Source organism: Brevundimonas pishanensis, from assembly GCF_022750635.1.
GTDB lineage: Bacteria > Pseudomonadota > Alphaproteobacteria > Caulobacterales > Caulobacteraceae > Brevundimonas > Brevundimonas pishanensis.
In genome coordinates this window covers 339,895-357,764 of record NZ_JAJKBG010000001.1, presented here as the reverse complement: position 1 = coordinate 357,764, position 17,870 = coordinate 339,895, and the positions used below count along the sequence as shown (strand labels likewise).

The window sequence follows — 17,870 nt, the reverse complement described above, 5'->3', positions numbered from 1 at the left end:
CCGACATTAGGGATCATCGGCTTCACTTCAAAGTTCGCAGTTAGAAAAAGAAGGGGTGCCCACTGGTCAGGAGCACCCCCTCTGGCCTTAACGCTTCAGATCGAAGCGGTCGGCATTCATCACCTGGGTCCAGGCGGCGACGAAGTCACGGACGAACTTCTCGCTGCCGCCAGCCTCGGCGTAGACTTCACACAGTGCGCGCAGCACCGAGTTGGAACCGAACACCAGATCGGCGCGAGTGCCGGTCCAGACGGTTTCGCCCGTATGGCGCGAGGTACCGATGAAGGTGTTCGGCTGGCCCTCCGGAGAGTTCCAGACGATCCCCATGTCCAGGATGTTGACGAAGAAGTCGTTCGTCAGTTGTCCCTCGCGGCTGGTGAACACGCCGGCCTTGGAGCCCGCATAGTTTGCACCCAGAACGCGCAGACCACCCACCAGAGCGGTCATTTGCGGTGCCGTCAGGCCCAGCAGCTGCGCTCGGTCCACCAGCAGTTCTTCCGGCGATATGTTGAACAACTGCGGCTGATAGTTCCGGAAGCCGTCGGCTTTCGGCTCCATGACCGCAAAGCCGTCGACGTCGGTCTGCTCCTGGGTGGCGTCGGTGCGGCCAGGTGTGAACGGCACCTGGATGCTGAAGCCTGCAGCCTTAGCCGCCAGTTCGATACCGACCGTACCACCCAGAACGATCAGGTCTGCGATCGAAACGGTTTTTACGCCGTCAAACGCAGTCTTGATGCCTTCATAGACAGCCAGAACCCTGGCTAGTTTGGCCGGTTCGTTGACGTCCCAGCTACGCTGCGGCTCCAGACGGATGCGCGCACCATTGGCACCGCCACGGTAGTCGGAGCCGCGGTAGGTCGAGGCCGATGCCCAAGCCACCGAGACCAGTTCCGAAACGCTCAGACCCGAGGCTGAGATCTGTTGCTTCAGCGAAGCGATGTCGCCTGCATCGATGACCGCACCAGTCGGGGCCGGGATCGGATCCTGCCAGATCAGGTCTTCTGCGGGAACGTCGTGTCCGAGGTAGCGGGCTTTAGGCCCCATATCGCGGTGGGTCAGCTTGAACCAGGCGCGTGCGAAGGCATCCTCGAACGCGGCCTGATCGTTGCGGAACTTCTCCGAAATCGCGCGGAAGCCCGGATCGACTTTGAACGCCATGTCGGCCGTCGTCATCATGGTCGGGACGCGCTTCGATGGGTCGTGCGCCTGCGGGGCAAGATCCTGCTCGGCCACGTTGACGGGTTGCCACTGTTGGGCACCGGCTGGGCTGCGGACCAGCTCGTAGTCATAATCCAGCAGCATGTGGAAGAAGGTGTCGTCCCACGTGCGCGGCGTCGGCGTCCATGCGCCCTCGATACCCGAGGTAATGGTGTCGTCGCCCTTGCCGGTGCCGTGTTTGGACAGCCAGCCAAGACCCTGAGCCGTAATGTCGGCACCTTCGGGATCAGCACCTACCAGCGATGCGTCGCCATTGCCGTGCGACTTACCGAAGGTGTGACCGCCTGCTGTCAGGGCGACTGTTTCCTCGTCGGTCATACCCATGCGGCCAAACGTCTCGCGGATATCGCGGGCCGAAAGCAGAGGGTCGGCCACGCCACCCGGGCCTTCAGGGTTCACATAGATAAGACCCATCTGGATGGCGGCCAGCGGACGCTCCAGTTCCAGACCTTTATCCGCGTCGATACGGGTCTGGCCCAGCCATTCGCCCTCGCCCCCCCAATAGACGTCGCGAGCAGGCTCCCACGTATCCGCGCGGCCACCGCCGAACCCGAAGATCGGGCCGCCCATGGACTCGATCGCCATATTGCCGGCGAGGATCATTAGGTCGGCCCACGACAGGCTCTTGCCGTACTTCTGCTTGATCGGCCACAGAAGGCGGCGGGCCTTGTCGAGGTTGGCGTTATCAGGCCACGAGTTCAGCGGAGCGAAGCGCTGCTGACCCGTGTTGGCCCCACCGCGACCATCGCCCGTGCGGTACGATCCAGCCGAGTGCCAAGCCATACGGATAAAGAAGGGACCATAGTGGCCATAGTCCGCCGGCCACCAGTCCTGACTATCGGTCATCAGGGCCTTCAGGTCAGCCTTAACGGCCTCTAGGTCCAGCGCCTTGAAAGCTTCAGCATAGTCAAAATCGGGGTCGTTCGGGTCAACCTTGCTGCTGTGTTGACCCAAAATGTCCAGCGAAAGCTGGTTCGGCCACCAGTCACGATTGGTGCGGCCCGTTAGCGTACGCGGGCTATTGGCACCGTGCACGGGGCATCCGCCCTGATTACCGTCCATGTGTTCCTCCTCAGGTTCGAGCTGGACGGTAGGCGAAGCGGTTTTTAAAAGAAAATCGATTAAATTGGTTTTGATTAAACAGAAAACTTATACATTCATTCGCAGGCGCGAACGCCGGTATGCGAAATGGGCTGCGTATCGCCGCATGAAATACAGCTTAAGCGCGAAATAAGCCTGATATAAAAGTATGTTATAGTAATTCGTAAAATCATCGATTTGACTTCGCGTCTGCGAAAGGCGATCACCCTGTATGTGTTTGCACGCCTTCGGGCGCTGCGCACTGGTCACACACATTTTACATCGGAGATTCCCATGCTGGGCGTCGGTCAAAAACTGCCTGAGTTCAAAATCACTGGCGTGAAGCCGGGCTTCAACAGCCACGAAGAAAACGGCGTCTCTGCTTTCGAAACCCTGAACCAAGACTCGTTCGAAGGTAAGTGGAAGGTCATCTTCTTCTACCCGAAGGACTTCACCTTCGTTTGCCCGACCGAAATCGCTGCCTTTGCCAAGCTCGGCAAGGAATTCGAAGACCGCGACACTGTGGTTCTGGGCGGTTCGACCGACAACGAGTTCACCAAGCTGGCATGGCGCCGCGACCACGCCGATCTGGACAAGCTCCCGATCTGGCAGTTCGCTGACTGCGGTGGCAAGTTCGCTCGCGAACTGGGTATCCTGGACGAAGAAAACGGCGTGGCTCTGCGCGCAACCTTCGTTGTCGACCCGCACAACGTCGTCCAGCACGTCTACGTCACCAACCTGAACGTTGGCCGTTCGCCGGAAGACACCCTGCGCGTCGTTGACGCTCTGCAGACCGACGAACTGTGCGCTTGCAACCGTCCGGTTGGCGGCGAAACCCTGGCTGCCTAAGCCAGAGGAATAGCGCGATCACACAGATCGCACGACCGGATCCGATCCGGTGACTTCCGGAAAGGCGGCGGCGGGTGACCGTTGCCGCCTTTTCACTGCCCACCGGGCATTAAATCTCGATCTGGCGCGCGATGGCGCGACGGACCCACCTGAAGCGGAGACTATCCTATGTCTATCGACGCCCTGCGCGACCTGATCCCGTCCTATGCCAAGGACATCTCGCTGAACCTGTCTTCGCTGGTGAACGAGACTGTTCTCAACGACCAGCAGAAGTGGGGTTGCTTTGTCGCTTCGGCACACGCCATCGGCGTGCCGCAAGTGGTGAAGCTGATCGAGGCTCAGGCCGCCACCATCCTTTCGCCCGAAGCTCTGAGCGCTGCAAAGACCGCAGCTGCCATCATGGGCATGAACAACATCTATTACCGCGCCCTGCACCTCATGAAGAACCATGAGTACACCACCCTGCCGGCCAAGCTGCGCATGAACGGTCTGGCCAATCCGGGCATCGACAAGATCGACTTCGAAATGTTCGCTACAGCTGTGTCGGCCATCAACGGCTGCGGCGGTTGCCTCGACGCCCACGAGGGCGAACTGCGCAAGCACGGCGTGTCGAACGTTCAGGTCCAAGCCACCCTGCGCATCGGCGCCGTCGTTCACGCCGCCAGCCGCGTTATCGCCTCGGCCTCGGCTGTCGCAGAATAACTTCGACCTTTGCCGCATAGGAAAAGGGGTCGGTGCCAAGGCACCGACCCCTTTTTCATGACTTCGTACCAATCAGCCGCGAGCGGCTTGCTGGGCTTGCTCGGTCGCGTCGCTGCTGGCCACCATTTCGCGCATCATCTCGAGAACCAGCTTTTGCTGGCGAGCGTTCAGACGCGGAGCCAACTGGCCGATCTCGATGCTTTGACGGGTCATCGGGAAGTCGTGAACAAAGGCGCCACCACCTTCTTCCGCCATGCCCGGACGAGCGCTAAGACCCTCGAAGAAATAGCTGACATCCACGCCAAAGAAGCGTGCAATATCCCAGAGCTTGGACGCCGATACTCGGTTGGCACCCTTCTCATACTTTTGAATCTGCTGGAACGTCAGTCCCAAAGCACGACCCAAGTCACTTTGGTTGTATCCCAGAGCGATCCGCTTCTCGCAAACCTTACGCCCAACATGGCGGTCTACCGGATGCGGCCCGTTCTCCCCCGCGCCTCTGACCATGCAGCAACTCTCTCAATACTGTGAAGGCTGAACCCATGAGGTGCCTTGCGACTAAAGTCACCCTAAAATTGACTTTTTTGCCCTAACCGCGACGTTTTTCAGCCTTGGCGCAAGCAATACGCGAACGAACTACGCCTACTCGCGTAGTTTATCGTCGATAACTTACAATACGCCGATACGCGGTCAGAGCTACCCCTACACCTAGCAGCAACATTCCGAGAGCATACGGTAAGTGACCGAAACGTCCGAAGAGCGTAACCGCAAGAGGTGTTGGGATAAAGACATCTACCGCGCGCGCCTGTCCGTGTCCAATGCGGCTCCCGTCTACAATGCGACCCAGCGGATCGATCATGGCGCTAATGCCCGTCGGGGTGGCGCGGGCCAGCGGCAAGCCCGTCTCGATGGCCCGATAGGAGGCCATATTCAGGTGCTGGACCGGACCAGATGTCTGGCCGAACCAGGCATCATTGGAAACGTTCACGATCCACTGCGGGCGCCCCTGCGGCGTGCCATCTGTGAAGCCGGGGAACAGACCTTCATAGCAGATCAGCGCCTGCACCCTGGGCAGCCGCGCCAAAGACATCGGCTGAGGGACCGGCCCCGCCGAAAGGTCTTCCGGCATCTGCACGATCCGGCGAAGCCCCACCTGGCCCATCAAATCGCCCAAGGGCAGGTATTCGCCGAAAGGCACCAGACGATATTTGTCATAGGTCTGGCCGATCTGCATGCCGCCAGCCCCCAGACTGTTCAACTCGATAAGAGAGTTGAAATAGACGACCTTACCATTGGCCTGCCGCTCGGCGCGGCTAAGACCGGCCAACAGGGTCTGGCCTTGGCGCAGAGAGCCCGCAATACGCGCGGCATCGGGACCAGCGAAAATATTATTGGCCAGATCGGGCAGGGCGCTCTCCGGCCAGATCACGACGTCGGGGACACGCTCGGACGGTTGAGACGTCAATGACAGATAGCGATGCAGGATCTGCTCGTACGCGTCAGCAGACCATTTGCTTTGCTGGGACACGTCCGCCTGGACGATGCGGGCCAGAACAGGGGAGGGCGTAACCTCTTCGCTGGAAAGACGCGCCGCGCCAAAGCCCCACATGCCCGCCAGCAAGGCAAGACCGCCAAGGGCGACGCCCTGGGCCCTACGCTGGCTCCATGCCGTCATAACGGGGCCGAGCGCACTCACGCCCAGGAGCGTCAATAGGCCCAAACCATAGACGCCAACCACCGACGCCATCTGGGACATGGCCGATCCGGCCAGCCAGCTCGATCCAACGGGATTCCATGGGAAGCCCGTCAGAACATGGCCTCGCACCCACTCAAGCCCCGAGAAGGCGAGGGTGAAGGCCAGGAAACGCCAGACCCCGCTGGGCTTGATCAGGCGGTAAAGCAGGGTCGCCACGCCGGTAAAAAGGCCGATACCGGCTGGTAACAGGCAAACTGCGATAGGTGCCATCCACGCCTGCGCAGGATTGACGAAAAAGGCCTCGGCCACCCACCAGCATCCCAACAGGAAATAGCCAAAGCCAAACCACCATCCCATGGCAAACCCGCCGCGCAACCGCGCCGAGCGTTCGGTCAGGATCATGAGCGCCGGATAGGCCAACAGACCCGGAATAATCCCGAAAGGGGGATGAACCAGCGCAGCAGCCAAGCCTGCCGCCAAAGCACACAGGATGCGGACCCAACCCCGATCCCAAAGGCCGTTAGTGATCCGCGACATTATTTGCCCTTATGACTGGTGATCGGCGGCATAGGGATCGGCGATCCCAAGTCCGGCAAGGATTACACGTTCCTCGCCTTCCATTTCTTCGGCTTCGTCATCTTCGACATGATCGTAGCCCAGCAGGTGCAACACTCCGTGCACCACGAGATGGCTCAGATGATCGGCCAGGGTTTTGGACTGGGCCACAGCCTCCGCCGCGCAATAATCGTATCCGAGGATCACATCACCCAGATGGGGGAAGGCGGATTCCGCAGCCGGAAACGACAAAACATTCGTCGGCCGGTCCTTCTGGCGAAAGCGAGCGTTCAGGTCCTGAACCGTCGCATCGTCGGCCAGAAGGATAACGACATCCCCCTCGACGGAACCCAGAGCGGCTATCGCCGCGCGCTCCACGACAGCTTCGACGTCGGCGATGGCCGATTTCCAGCCTTCCGCCTCCAGCTCGATTTCGATCATCAGTCTTCGGATTCCAACTCGTTGAACGGGCGGCTACGCGCCGCATCCGTGTCATAGGCGCGAACGATGCGTTCGACCATCGGGTGACGCACCACATCCTCCGATTTGAACTGGTGCACGCCAACACCTTCAACGTCGCGCAAAATGCGAAGCGCGTGGGCCAGACCGCTATCACGCGGATTCATCAGGTCGATCTGGCTGGGGTCGCCCGTCACAACCATGCGGGCACCTTCGCCCAGACGGGTCAGCACCATCTTCATCTGCATGCGAGAGGTGTTCTGCGCCTCGTCGACAATGACGAAGGCGTGGCTCAGGGTTCGCCCGCGCATGAAGGCGATGGGAGCGGCTTCAATCTCGCCCTTCTCGCGTCGGCGGGCCACATCATCGACGCCCAGAATATCATTCAAGGCTTCCCAGATCGGAGCGAGATAGGGATCGACCTTTTCGTTCAGATCACCCGGCAGGAAGCCCAGCTTTTCGCCCGCTTCGACCGCAGGACGGGTGATGACCAGACGATCCACCTGACCGCGCTTCAGCAACGAAGCACCATAGGCCGCGGCAAGGAAGGTCTTGCCCGTACCGGCAGGGCCAACCCCGAAAATCAGGTCACATCGCCCCAGCAGTTCGACATAGCGCGACTGGGAGGCGTTCTTGGGAGCAATTGCTCCCCGGCGCCCCACCGGAAGTGCCGCCGCTTCGGGCACCGTGCGCCCCTCGCCGGGACGGGGAGCCTTAACAGCTGATCCAACAGCGGCTCGGATGTCAGCCTCGGTGATCTCGCGCCCACGATCCGCCGCCGTCGACAGGTTTTCAATGACGCGCTTAGCCTGCGCGCGATCACGTGGAGAGCCATTAATGGACACTCCGCCGCCCGGGGTCTCGATCAGCACCCTGAAGGCGTCTTCGATCAAGGCCATGTGCCGGCTGCCCGGCCCCACCACCGCGCGCAAGGCATTGTCACTCAAAGACAGAAACTCGGACTCGCGCGCCATATAGTTTTCCCTTCTTGTTCTCTGGGCCGGTCTTACAACCCAGTAGAAACGGGCGTTAGGACTTTTGGATCAGTCGGCCCGCAAGACTGTTCTGTTGGCCGCTGATGATTTCGACGTCCACGATTTGACCCATCAGGTGGTCGGCATCGTCAACGTGGACGGATTGCAGATAGGGCGAACGACCAATGGCCTGATGCCCGTGGCGCCCCTTTTTCTCGAACAGGATCGGAAGAACGCGTCCGGTCAGAGACTGGTTAAATGCGGTCTGTTGTTCGAAGAGCAAGGTCTGCAGAGCCTTCAGACGCGCCTTGGCTTCCTCTTCGGGCACCTGTGCGCCCATGGTTGCAGCAGGCGTTCCGGGGCGCGGCGAATAGATGAAAGAGAAGGCACCGGCGTAGTTTACGCGCCGGACCAGATCCATCGTGTCCTCGAAGTCGCGCTCGGTCTCGCCGGGGAAGGCGACGATGAAATCGCCGGCCATGGCGATGTCGGGGCGCGCCTCGCGGATACGGTCGATCAGTTCGAAATACTTTTGGCGGCCATGTTTGCGGTTCATCAGGCGCAGGATGCGGTCCGAACCTGCCTGAACCGGCAGATGTAGATAGGGCATCAATGCCTTGAGGTCGGCATGGGCGGCGATCAGGTCATCCGACATGTCGTTGGGATGGCTGGTCGTATAGCGGATGCGGTCGATGCCCGGGATTTCAGCCAGTGCATAGGCCAGTTTGGCCAGCGTATAGGGCTTTCCATCCGGACCTTCGCCGTCAAAGGCGTTCACATTCTGGCCCAGCAGGGTCAGTTCGCGCACCCCATGATCGGCCAGCGCCCTGGCTTCTTCGAGAATGGCCTTCACCGGACGGGACCATTCGGCACCGCGCGTATAGGGCACCACGCAGAAGGTGCAGAATTTGTCGCAACCCTCCTGAACCGTCAGGAAGGCCGCATATCCTTCGATGCCGCGTTCGACCGGCAGGGCGTCGAATTTTTCGTTCGGGGCGAAGTCTGCGCCGATACGCTCGCCGCGCTTGCGGGCGGTGCGGGTCAGGAGCTCGGGCAGTTGGTGATAGGCTTGCGGACCCACCACCAGATCGACCGCAGGCTGGCGCCGCATGATCTCTTCGCCCTCGGCCTGCGCGACGCACCCCGCAACAGCGATGGTCATGCCGTTTCCGCCCTTGGCCACGCGCTTGTCCCGTAGTTCGCGCAGCTTACCCAGTTCGGAATAGACCTTTTCCGCCGCCCGCTCGCGAATGTGACAGGTATTCAAGATGACGAAGTCGGCACTCTCGGCTGAATCCGTGGTCGCATAACCCAACGGGCGCAGGACGTCGGCCATGCGCTCGCTGTCATAGACATTCATCTGACAACCGTAGGTTTTGATGAACAGGCGTTTGGTAGCGTCTGCGCCGTCGGCGGCCACAGTCTGGGCCACAGCTGGATCGAGAGTTTCGGTCATGGGCGGCTTATGCTGCGCCCAGCCCTCGTCTGCAAGATACGGGCATGTCCAACATGCCCGCATCCTGTCGAGTTGGAATTAATCGTGGGGGTGGCCACCGGCCGTCGGGGAGTGCGGTAGCTCGGGCGCAGAAGGATCGCGCTCGCGCTTGAAGATCAGACCTTCCCGCTCGGTCGGCTCGGCACCCGGTATAGCGTGGCCGTACAGTTCCAGCTTGTGGCCGACCAGTTCGAACCCGAGCTTGCGGGCGATCTCGTTCTTCAGGCGCTCGATTTCAGCGTCAAAGAACTCGATAACTTCACGGGTCTTGGTGTCGATCAGGTGGTCGTGGTGGTCGTCGCCCGCTTCTTCGTAGCGGCTGCGGCCGTCACCGAAGTCGTGCTTTTCGACGACGCCGGCTTCTTCGAACAGACGGACCGTACGATAGACCGTCGCAATCGAGATGTGCGGATCGATCGCCGAGGCGCGGCGATACAGTTCCTCGACATCGGGGTGGTCCATCGCGTTAGATAAAACACGCGCAATCACGCGACGTTGTTCGGTCATCCGCATGCCGCGATCGGCGCAAAGTTTCTCTATCCGGTCCATGGCTACAGGATAGGTCCTAGTTGGCGTTTATGGAAGCTATTGAGCAAAGTTCAGCGCCATCACCGTGGCGTGTTCAGAACTACCGTCCGCACGCTGATAATAGTTCTTGCGCAATCCGACCTGTTCAAAGCCTCTAGACTTGTAAAGAGCGATGGCCGCAACGTTAGATTGCGCCACCTCAAGAAACATCCGTTCAGCCCCCAGCGCTGCACTGCAAACGATGGCCTCGGCCATCAATTGGTGGCCTAGACCTTGCCGCCGGAAGTCGGGACGCACCGCAACTGTCAGTACTTCGGCCTCTCCCGCCACGGTGCGCGTCAGGATAAAGCCCCGCTCGTCTCCGGCCAGTTGAACACCGGGGCTGGCCAGAAGCTCTGCGAACGCCTGCTCGCTCCATGGCACATCGAAAGCTTCTTGATGGATGGCCGCCAGTTCGCGCGCATGCATCAGGATGGCGCCACTCGTGGCTGACCCGGCAAACGGGTAGGGGGCGTAGCGTCCGGTGCCCGCAAATAGAGGGGCTTTGGCGGGTGGATTTGAGCGTCCAACGATGCGGTGAGCCTCGCCAGAGCCTGTGCCGTGGGTGCTGCCAAAGCCACGAGGGAAGCACGGGCCAGTTCGGGGTTGGTCGCGGCAAGAACCTCGCCGCCTGACCCCACGATGACGGTTTCGGTTACAGGCCCCTCGGCCAGAATTCTTTGTGCCGCGATTTCGAGGGGGACCGCTTCGGCCTCGGTGGTGGCCACCCCGTCGTGGAACATCCGCATATAGACTTGGCCCCGACGCGCATCGATGGCCGCCACAACACGACCCTCAGGTTCGACCGACGCAGACAGCGCATCCAGCGTAGATATGCCGACGACCTCGGCATCCAGGGCGGCCCCCAAGCCCAAAGCAAAGCTGAGGCCCACGCGAAGTCCGGTAAAGCTGCCAGGGCCTACCGTCACACCAATGCGCGATGTGCCGGCCAACCCTCCTGCATCGGCTCCGGCGTCACGCGCCATGCCGCCCAGACGCTCCTGATGGCCCTTGGTCATCTCCTCTGACCGTACGCCCAGAGGCGTCACGGTGGAGCCGTCCACATCATAGCTTCCGGCGAGGCACGCCCCGAGAGCGGTATCAATGACCATAAGTTTCATGGTCCTCTCCTAGCGCCGTCACTGCTGCAGGGCTAGCGCCTCCACAATACGACCAATCGACCGGCGAACCCCGCGGTCCTCAATGCGGCTGTAGGACATCATCATCTGGCGTGCCTCGGGGGATATGGCCGTTGGCACTTCGGACTGGGCCTCAGAGGGCGGAAAAAATGATGCAATCGGGCAATTCAGTATCTGGGCGAGGTGGAAAAGACGTCCCGCCGACAGCCTGTTGGCTCCCGCCTCATATTTCTGGACCTGCTGAAAGCTGATGCCCAGCGCCGATGCGAGCGCCGATTGGGAAAGACCCAGTTGTTGGCGCTGGTGCGCGACAGCCCGTCCGACCCAGATGTCCACTTCCAAAGCTTGCCGCGCCATCGCCATCCCTCAGGTTGCAACATATTCGTTGCATACCTCAGGTTGCATTACAACGTTTTTGTTTCAAACGTCGTGACGCGCCACAACCGCTGCAATCCGGCGCACGTTTGCAAGCGTCAGAGTGACGTTTTCTCCCCGTGCATCGCTGACCGTCACCCGCGAGGCGGTCTGTTCTGCGAACAGCCCCACAAGTTTACGCCCGTCCATCAACTCGACCACGCAGCCTCCGCCTTGGCGTGGTGGGCGAGACGGGTCGTATTCGATAATGGTGTCGGCAAATGCCCAGGGAGCCATGCCGTCCGATCCCATCCTGAATCGGATTGTCGGGGATTTCGGTGCCGAAGGGTACGGATCAAAATCCCGCCTTCTGGACGATACGCCGACGGGCGCGATCACAGGGCCGTCTGGGGCGGGGGTGCCGCCACCCACAAGGGTCAAATCCTCAGGCGTTGCATCAAGAGCCTGCGTTAAGCGCTTTTGTACGTCGGGGCGAAAAATGCCCGCGCGACGGCCGGCTTCATATAAGCTCCAGCCCTGACTGGTCATGCCGATGCGCGCTCCTGCTTCGGCCTGGCTCAGCCCACGCTCCCGGCGCAACGTGGCCAGTGCCTCACCAATCTGGATTGCCGCTTCGCGTTCACTCATGGGTTCAGCTTGCCATCTCCATGACGCTGTTACGAGAGGGTTTCATGTGAAACATTAAGTCTGCTAACCCTTGCAGATCGCAAGGCGAGGGGGCATCTGGCAATCATGTTCATCCAGACCGAACCCACCCCCAATCCGAACGTCCTGAAGTTCCTGCCAGGCCGCGAAGTATCGCCGCTGGCCTCGCGCGAGTTTCGTACCATCGACGAGGCTAGTGCCTCTCCGTTGGCGGAAGCCCTGTTCGAGCTGGAAGGCGTGGATGGCGTGTTCTTTGGCGCAGACTACGTTTCGGTCACCCGCCACACTCACGCTCCCGCATGGAATGACATGAAGGCCCCGATCCTGTCGGTCATCATGGACCACTTCGTCTCTGGTGCACCGGTCTTCAAGGACGTCGCGGCCAGCGAGGCCGATGGCCACGCCGACGTCGAGGACGATGAGATCGTCGCCGAAATCAAAGGCCTGTTGGACAGCCGCATCCGTCCTGCCGTCGCCCAGGACGGCGGCGACATCCTGTTCGACAGTTTCAACCATGAGACCGGTGTGCTGCGCCTGCGCATGCGCGGAGCCTGCTCGGGCTGCCCGTCATCGTCGGCTACGCTGAAAGCGGGCGTCGAACAGATGATGCGCCACTACATTCCCGAAGTGACCGAGGTCGAACAGGTTATCTGACGGCAGGGCCGACGCAGCCCATCAGGCCATGTCGGCGATATCCGCTTCGGTCATCTCGCCCGGAACGATGGTGACCGGAAGCTTTCGTCCTTCGACCCCCACGCCCTTGCTGACAACAGCCGACACCAGTGGTCCGGGCCCACGCCCGCCCGTGGCCGAAGCCAGTACCAGGATTTTGATGTCCGGATCCTCGGCGGCGGCACGGCGGACAGCGGCCAGAGGATCGCCCTCATAGATCAGGAAAATCGGCGGGTGGCCGGAACGCTCGGTGACCACGTCGCTGAGGCGGGCCAAAAGCTGCTCGGCTTCCTCGCGTTGCTGGCGACGGATTTCGTCGCGCACGCCTGACCAATGCTCGTCTGTGGCTTCAGGCGTCACCCGAAGCAGAACCACCCGTCCACCGGTTGAACGCGCCCGTTGCGAGGCATAGCCCAGCGCCGCGTTCATTTCAGGTGTGTCGTCCACGACGACGAGGAATTTCCGGATCAAACAGGCTCTCCACCAGTGGCTGGAGCCGTCAGCTAAACCAAAGCCCGCCCCGCAGCCAAGTCCTATCACGCGCTCGTTAGGCGCATGAAAAAGGGCGGCCTGTTTCCAGACCGCCCCTGATCAGCTTTTGCGCCAAGGCATTAAGCCTCGCTGGAGATCACCTCACGGATCGCCGCATTGGCGATGGTCAGCTTGGCGAAGGTCCAGCCCGCTCCCGAAGCTTCGATGCCATCCACTGAAGCGCGAAGCGCTTCAACTGCCGGCAGGCGCTGTCCGATCCATGCATCGACTGCATCCTCGGCCATGGCCTCGGTCTCGCCCACGCCCTCGTTGGTGGTCTTGGCCACAGCACGGGTCAGGGTCATTTCTTCGGTCATGAGGTCCTGAACCAGACGGCGCACGGCCAGACGGTCGAAGTGATCACCCGACTTCACCGAACCGGCAGCAGCGCGCAGACGGTCAAAGTCGAAGGCGGCCCCCACTTGGTGATACAGGCGTGCCATGGCCGGAGCCGACCAGCCAGCCTCGTCGGCCAGATCGCCGATGTCCGCAGTGGCGACCAGCGGACGCAGCATGGCGACCGTGCGGGCCAGCTCTTCGGGCGCACCCAGATCGATGAAACGCTTCACGCGCTCTTCCAGACGACCCTGTTCAAAGCGCGACAGCACATCGCCGCCAGCCTGACGCAGGGCATCCGCCGCCGGACGATATTTGGCGATCAAACCACCGACGCTGGTTTCCTGACGGGCCGCACGGCGCGCCAGCCAGAAGGTCTGGCGACGCAGCACCACAGCGATTTCCTGATAGAGGGCGATCTGCGCCTCTGCGGGAATCTCGAGGTCCAGTCCCGAGACGGCATCCCACGCTTCATCCAGACGGAAGATGCGACGGGCGGCCTCGAACGCTACCGTCATCGAGGTGGTGTCGCACTCGGCGGCAGCACGCAGACGGTCCGGGAAGGTCGGGCCGCACATGTTCACGATCTCGTTCGCCAGCACGGTTGCGATGATCTCGCGGCGCAGGCGGTGGTTCTTCATGTCCGCCTCGAACTTCGCCAGCGGAGCGGGGAAGTAGCGGATCAGGCTTTCCTCGAAGAAGGGGTCTTCCGGTGCCTGCGAAGCGACGATGTCGTCCGACAGTTCCAGCTTGGCATAGGCGGTCAGTACGGCCAGTTCCGGACGGCTGAGGCCTTGGCCTTCCTTCTTCAACTCGGCCAGCTTGGCATCATCCGGCAGGAACTCGACCACCCGGTTCAGCTTACCCTCGGCTTCCAGCGCGTGCATGAACTGCTGCTGGGCATCCAGTGCTGCAACGCCTTCGGCCTGTTGCAGACTGACGGCGAGGGTCTGGTCATAGTTGTGGGCCAGAACCTTGAGGCCGACTTCCTCAGTCATCGACTTCAAAAGCGCGTTGCGGTCTTCGGCCTTCAGATTACCCGCGGCGATCGCACCACCGGTCAGGATCTTGATATTCACCTCGTGGTCCGAGGAGTCTACGCCGGCCGAGTTGTCGATGGCATCGGTGTTCAGACGAACGCCTGCACGGGCCGCTTCGATACGACCGACCTGAGTGGCACCGAGGTTGGCACCTTCACCCACAACGGCAGCACGCACATCGCCGCCGTTGATGCGGATGCTGTCGTTGGCCTTGTCACCGGCCTGGGCGTTGGTTTCGCCCGCGCCCTTGATGTAGGTCCCGATGCCGCCGAAGTAGAGCAACTCGACGCGCGACTTCAGGATCGCCTGCATAAGCTCCTGCGGGGTCACGACGTCGGTGTCGATATCCAGCAGTTCCTTGATCTGCGGGGTCAGGTTGACCGATTTGGCATTGCGCGGGAACACGCCGCCGCCTTCCGAGATCAGCGACTTGTCATAGTCCTGCCAGCTGGTGCGCGGGGTGTTGAACAGACGATTGCGCTCTTCCCACGACTTGGCCGGATCGGGGTTCGGATCGAGGAAGATGTCACGGTGGTCGAACGCAGCCACCAGTTTGATGGCTTTCGACAGCAGCATGCCGTTGCCGAACACGTCGCCCGACATGTCACCCACGCCAGCCACAGTGAACGGCTCGGACTGGATGTCCTTGCCCATCTCGCGGAAGTGGCGCTTCACGGCTTCCCATGCGCCGCGAGCGGTGATGCCCATTTCCTTGTGGTCGTAGCCAGCAGAGCCGCCCGATGCGAACGCATCGTCCAGCCAGAAGCCATAGGACTGCGACACGCCATTGGCGATGTCCGAGAACGTCGCCGTGCCCTTGTCGGCGGCAACCACCAGATAGGGGTCGTCACCTTCCCAGGCGACGACGTTTTCAGGGCGTACCGGAGCGCCTTCGCCGACGATGTTGTCGGTGATGTCGAGCATGCCCGACAGGAAGGTCTTATAGGCGCGGATGGCTTCTGCTTGCGTTGCGTCGCGGTCACCACCGACGGGCAGTTGCTTCGGATAGAAGCCGCCCTTGGAGCCAACAGGCACGATGACCGAGTTCTTCACCTGCTGGGCCTTCACCAGACCCAGAACCTCGGTGCGGAAGTCGTCGCGACGATCCGACCAGCGCAGACCGCCACGGGCCACGGGGCCAAAGCGCAGGTGTGCGCCCTCGACGTGCGGTGCCCAGACGAAAATTTCGCGGAACGGCTTGGGAAGCGGCATGTCCTCGATCTCGCGCGGGGCGATCTTGATCGAGATGTGCGGCTTGTTCTGGTAGAAATTAGTGCGCTTCAGAGCGCCAACCAGATCGGCCAAACGGCGCAGGGCGCGGTCGTGGTCGAGGCTGGAGACCTCCTGTAGCAGCGCCTTGATCTCGGCCTGAATGCGGGCGACTTCGGCTTCACGCGAGGCCGCATCGCCGCCCTTGGCCGGATCGAACTTGGCCGCGAACAGCGAAAGGATCGCACGGGCCACTGCCGGATACTGGATCAGAGCCGCTTCCTGAACGGCCTGCGACGGGTCGAGACCGGTCTGCTGGCGATAGCGGGCGAGGGTGCGGATCAGGGCCGCTTCGCGCCAGTCCACACCCAACTCGAGTACCAGACGGTTGAAGCCGTCACTTTCGGTACGGCCATTCCAGACCGCGGCGAAGGCGGCTTCGAACGGTGCCTTGACCTCACCGAAGCTCAGCTTGTCGCCGCGCGGGTCTTCCAGCAGGAAGTCGTGGATGTAGATCGGCTCGTCGCCTTGCGGGCGCATGACGTGGTCGGATTCTTCCAGCGTCTTCAGGCCCATATCGGCGAGGATCGGCAGGACGTCCGAAAGAGGCACCGCGCCGCCACGGCGATAAAGCTTGAAGCGGAACTGGAACGGGGTCTCGGCCTCGGTTCGGAAGGCGCGCACCGCCACCGGCTCGGCGGTGATGCCGTCAGCAGTAGCGCCGTCGTTCAGACGGTCGATCTGCTTGAGGTCCTCGACAGCTTCGACGGCGTCGTAGCGGTCCCGATAGCCAGCACCGTACGCCTCGGCCCATTTCGCACTGGTCGGTCCGACAGCCACTTCATCGAAGTGGGCGCTGCGCAGAGCCGATTCGAAACGGTCGATCCACGAACGGCCTGCCTCGGCGATCTCGGCTTCGAGTGCCTTGGGGTCCGGCGTCGGATGGTCGCCCGGCGTAACGCCGATGATGTAGTGCACGCGGGTTAGCGGCTGGTCCGACAGTTGCGGATACCAAGCCGAGACACGACCACCCCAGGCCTTTGCCAGGATCTCGCCGATGCGGGCGCGCAGGGCGGCATCGAAGCGTTCGCGCGGGATGAAGCACAGAACCGAGACGAAGCGGTCGAACGGGTCCTGACGGCTGAACAAACGGATACGCGGGCGGTCGTACAGGTGCAGAATGCCCAGCGCCGTATCCAGCAGTTCGTCTTCCGAGATCTGGAAAAGTTCGTCGCGCGGGTAGTTCTCGAGAATATTCTTGAGGCGCTTGTAGTTGTGGGTGCCCTGAGCCTTGCCCGCGCGCTCGAGCGCATTGGCCACCTTGCGACGGATCAGCGGCACTTCCTTGGCCATCTTGTCGTAGGCTTCAGCGGTGAACAGACCCACGAAACGGGTTTCACCGATCACACTGCCCGAGGCGTCGTAACGCTTCACGCCGATGTAATCCATGTAGGCACGGCGGTGTACGCGCGAGCGGAGGTTCGATTTGGCAACCGTTACCGGTTCGCTCTGGTCGGCCTGCTGCTTCATGGCATGGGTCAGGACCGCCGGCTCCGAGGCGCGGCGCAGCACGCGGCGCTCCTGGTCGCGAAGCACGCCCAGACCCGCAGCCTTGCTCATCGGATCGTCGGCTTCGCTCGGGAACTCATATTCGCGGGTGCCGAGGAAGACGAAATGATCGCTCTTGACCCAGCGTAGGAAGGCGATGTTCTCGTCGAGAACGGCAGCGCCGACACGGCCCGAACCCGCTTCGCTTTCGAGGCGCTCAATGGCCCCCTGCATGGCCTCGATCATCGCGCCGTGGTCGACCACCGCCGCGCGCACGTCGGCCATGGCTGCTGCCAGACCTTCGCCCAGAACGTCACGGCGCTCCTGCGGCAGCGGGTCAATGATCAGGATGATCATGGAATCGCGACGGCCAGCGGCGACTTCGACGATGGGGTGGTAGAAGGCGCGAACCGTAACGCCCGCATCGGCCAGTTCGCCCAGAACGCTGTCCACGAGGAACGGCGCGTCGTCCTGGAGGATCAGGACCTGGTCATAACCGGTGGCACGGCCATCGCTGCCGGTCAGCGGACTGACGGTAACCAGCGCGGACGAACCGGCGGCGCGCTGGCTGGCCTGCGTCCAGGCGTTGTTCAACAGGACGGCGAGATCGTTGAGGTTCAGCTCTGGCGTCTCGTCCGCTTCATAGTCCTCGATCACCTGCTCCAGCAGGGAGGTCTGCGCGATGCCCGGCGGACCGGCTGCCACCTCGGAGAAGGCTTTTGCAAGCATCTCCAGATTGGCTAGGTCGGCAGGAGCAGAACGCGAAGCGGCTGACATGGG

Annotated in this window: 16 protein-coding genes; 3 read left to right on the top strand and 13 right to left on the bottom strand. The window is 61.7% G+C overall.

All coding sequences use genetic code 11. The features are described from left to right. Positions 1-87 precede the first annotated feature (87 nt). Complete coding sequence (gene katG, locus LOX95_RS01775) at positions 88-2,280, bottom strand: catalase/peroxidase HPI (RefSeq protein ID WP_242912575.1); 2,193 nt, start codon at positions 2,278-2,280, stop codon at positions 88-90. Between the two features lie 312 nt (positions 2,281-2,592). On the opposite strand from katG, the gene LOX95_RS01770 reads away from it, so the two are divergent. Further along, positions 2,593-3,147, top strand: a complete 555-nt coding sequence (locus LOX95_RS01770; RefSeq protein WP_242912574.1) for a peroxiredoxin — start codon at positions 2,593-2,595, stop codon at positions 3,145-3,147. Between the two features lie 168 nt (positions 3,148-3,315). Next, positions 3,316-3,849, top strand: coding sequence for an alkylhydroperoxidase, AhpD family (ahpD, locus tag LOX95_RS01765; RefSeq protein ID WP_242912573.1), 534 nt, complete (start codon positions 3,316-3,318; stop codon positions 3,847-3,849). Positions 3,850-3,921: 72 nt separating this feature from the next. Here the strand turns inward: ahpD and LOX95_RS01760 are convergent, their stop codons facing one another. From LOX95_RS01760 to LOX95_RS01715, 10 genes are all read right to left on the bottom strand, one after another. Next, complete coding sequence (locus LOX95_RS01760) at positions 3,922-4,356, bottom strand: helix-turn-helix domain-containing protein (protein WP_242912572.1); 435 nt, start codon at positions 4,354-4,356, stop codon at positions 3,922-3,924. Positions 4,357-4,504: 148 nt separating this feature from the next. Next, positions 4,505-6,082, bottom strand: coding sequence for an apolipoprotein N-acyltransferase (gene lnt / locus LOX95_RS01755; protein ID WP_242912571.1), 1,578 nt, complete (start codon positions 6,080-6,082; stop codon positions 4,505-4,507). Between the two features lie 9 nt (positions 6,083-6,091). Then, positions 6,092-6,541: an rRNA maturation RNase YbeY gene (gene ybeY, locus LOX95_RS01750; protein WP_242912570.1), complete on the bottom strand. Its 450-nt coding sequence runs from the start codon at positions 6,539-6,541 to the stop codon at positions 6,092-6,094. Next, positions 6,541-7,533: a PhoH family protein gene (locus LOX95_RS01745; RefSeq protein WP_242912569.1), complete on the bottom strand. Its 993-nt coding sequence runs from the start codon at positions 7,531-7,533 to the stop codon at positions 6,541-6,543. The genes ybeY and LOX95_RS01745 overlap by 1 nt, the downstream gene beginning before the upstream one ends. A gap of 55 nt (positions 7,534-7,588) precedes the next feature. Next, a complete protein-coding gene (miaB, locus tag LOX95_RS01740; RefSeq protein WP_242912568.1) occupies positions 7,589-8,989 on the bottom strand; it encodes a tRNA (N6-isopentenyl adenosine(37)-C2)-methylthiotransferase MiaB in 1,401 nt (466 codons plus the stop codon). 78 nt (positions 8,990-9,067) lie between these two features. Further along, positions 9,068-9,577, bottom strand: a complete 510-nt coding sequence (locus LOX95_RS01735; RefSeq protein ID WP_242912567.1) for a Fur family transcriptional regulator — start codon at positions 9,575-9,577, stop codon at positions 9,068-9,070. Positions 9,578-9,613: 36 nt separating this feature from the next. Further along, entirely contained in the window at positions 9,614-10,024 is a 411-nt protein-coding gene (rimI, locus tag LOX95_RS01730; protein ID WP_242912566.1) for a ribosomal protein S18-alanine N-acetyltransferase, read from the bottom strand. Further along, on the bottom strand, positions 10,024-10,716 hold the full coding sequence (gene tsaB, locus LOX95_RS01725) for a tRNA (adenosine(37)-N6)-threonylcarbamoyltransferase complex dimerization subunit type 1 TsaB (protein WP_242912565.1): 693 nt from the start codon (positions 10,714-10,716) through the stop codon (positions 10,024-10,026). Before tsaB ends, rimI begins: the two co-directional genes overlap by 1 nt. A gap of 18 nt (positions 10,717-10,734) precedes the next feature. After that, complete coding sequence (locus LOX95_RS01720) at positions 10,735-11,091, bottom strand: helix-turn-helix domain-containing protein (protein WP_242912564.1); 357 nt, start codon at positions 11,089-11,091, stop codon at positions 10,735-10,737. A gap of 63 nt (positions 11,092-11,154) precedes the next feature. Beyond that, on the bottom strand, positions 11,155-11,736 hold the full coding sequence (locus tag LOX95_RS01715; RefSeq protein WP_242912563.1) for a helix-turn-helix domain-containing protein: 582 nt from the start codon (positions 11,734-11,736) through the stop codon (positions 11,155-11,157). A gap of 105 nt (positions 11,737-11,841) precedes the next feature. Between LOX95_RS01715 and LOX95_RS01710 the strand changes: the two genes are divergently transcribed. Beyond that, a complete protein-coding gene (locus LOX95_RS01710) occupies positions 11,842-12,408 on the top strand; it encodes a NifU family protein (protein ID WP_242912562.1) in 567 nt (188 codons plus the stop codon). A 21-nt stretch (positions 12,409-12,429) separates the two neighbouring features. On the opposite strand, the gene LOX95_RS01705 is transcribed toward LOX95_RS01710, so the two are convergent. Further along, positions 12,430-12,897: a universal stress protein gene (locus LOX95_RS01705; protein WP_242912561.1), complete on the bottom strand. Its 468-nt coding sequence runs from the start codon at positions 12,895-12,897 to the stop codon at positions 12,430-12,432. A 140-nt stretch (positions 12,898-13,037) separates the two neighbouring features. Beyond that, positions 13,038-17,867 (bottom strand): NAD-glutamate dehydrogenase, encoded by a 4,830-nt coding sequence (locus tag LOX95_RS01700; protein ID WP_242912560.1) that lies wholly within the window; start codon positions 17,865-17,867, stop codon positions 13,038-13,040. Positions 17,868-17,870 lie beyond the last annotated feature (3 nt).

Excerpts from the sequence above, each read along its gene's own strand:
- miaB (WP_242912568.1), bottom strand. The coding sequence starts at position 8,989 with ATGACCGAAACTCTCGATCCAGCTGTGGCCCAGACTGTGGCCGCCGAC.
- LOX95_RS01770 (WP_242912574.1), top strand. The coding sequence starts at position 2,593 with ATGCTGGGCGTCGGTCAAAAACTGCCTGAGTTCAAAATCACTGGCGTG.
- rimI (WP_242912566.1), bottom strand. The coding sequence starts at position 10,024 with ATGCATGCGCGCGAACTGGCGGCCATCCATCAAGAAGCTTTCGATGTG.
- LOX95_RS01700 (WP_242912560.1), bottom strand. The coding sequence starts at position 17,867 with ATGTCAGCCGCTTCGCGTTCTGCTCCTGCCGACCTAGCCAATCTGGAG.
- katG (WP_242912575.1), bottom strand. The coding sequence starts at position 2,280 with ATGGACGGTAATCAGGGCGGATGCCCCGTGCACGGTGCCAATAGCCCG.
- ahpD (WP_242912573.1), top strand. The coding sequence starts at position 3,316 with ATGTCTATCGACGCCCTGCGCGACCTGATCCCGTCCTATGCCAAGGAC.
- LOX95_RS01735 (WP_242912567.1), bottom strand. The coding sequence starts at position 9,577 with ATGGACCGGATAGAGAAACTTTGCGCCGATCGCGGCATGCGGATGACC.
- LOX95_RS01760 (WP_242912572.1), bottom strand. The coding sequence starts at position 4,356 with ATGGTCAGAGGCGCGGGGGAGAACGGGCCGCATCCGGTAGACCGCCAT.
- lnt (WP_242912571.1), bottom strand. The coding sequence starts at position 6,082 with ATGTCGCGGATCACTAACGGCCTTTGGGATCGGGGTTGGGTCCGCATC.
- ybeY (WP_242912570.1), bottom strand. The coding sequence starts at position 6,541 with ATGATCGAAATCGAGCTGGAGGCGGAAGGCTGGAAATCGGCCATCGCC.
- LOX95_RS01745 (WP_242912569.1), bottom strand. The coding sequence starts at position 7,533 with ATGGCGCGCGAGTCCGAGTTTCTGTCTTTGAGTGACAATGCCTTGCGC.
- tsaB (WP_242912565.1), bottom strand. The coding sequence starts at position 10,716 with ATGAAACTTATGGTCATTGATACCGCTCTCGGGGCGTGCCTCGCCGGA.
- LOX95_RS01715 (WP_242912563.1), bottom strand. The coding sequence starts at position 11,736 with ATGAGTGAACGCGAAGCGGCAATCCAGATTGGTGAGGCACTGGCCACG.
- LOX95_RS01710 (WP_242912562.1), top strand. The coding sequence starts at position 11,842 with ATGTTCATCCAGACCGAACCCACCCCCAATCCGAACGTCCTGAAGTTC.
- LOX95_RS01720 (WP_242912564.1), bottom strand. The coding sequence starts at position 11,091 with ATGGCGCGGCAAGCTTTGGAAGTGGACATCTGGGTCGGACGGGCTGTC.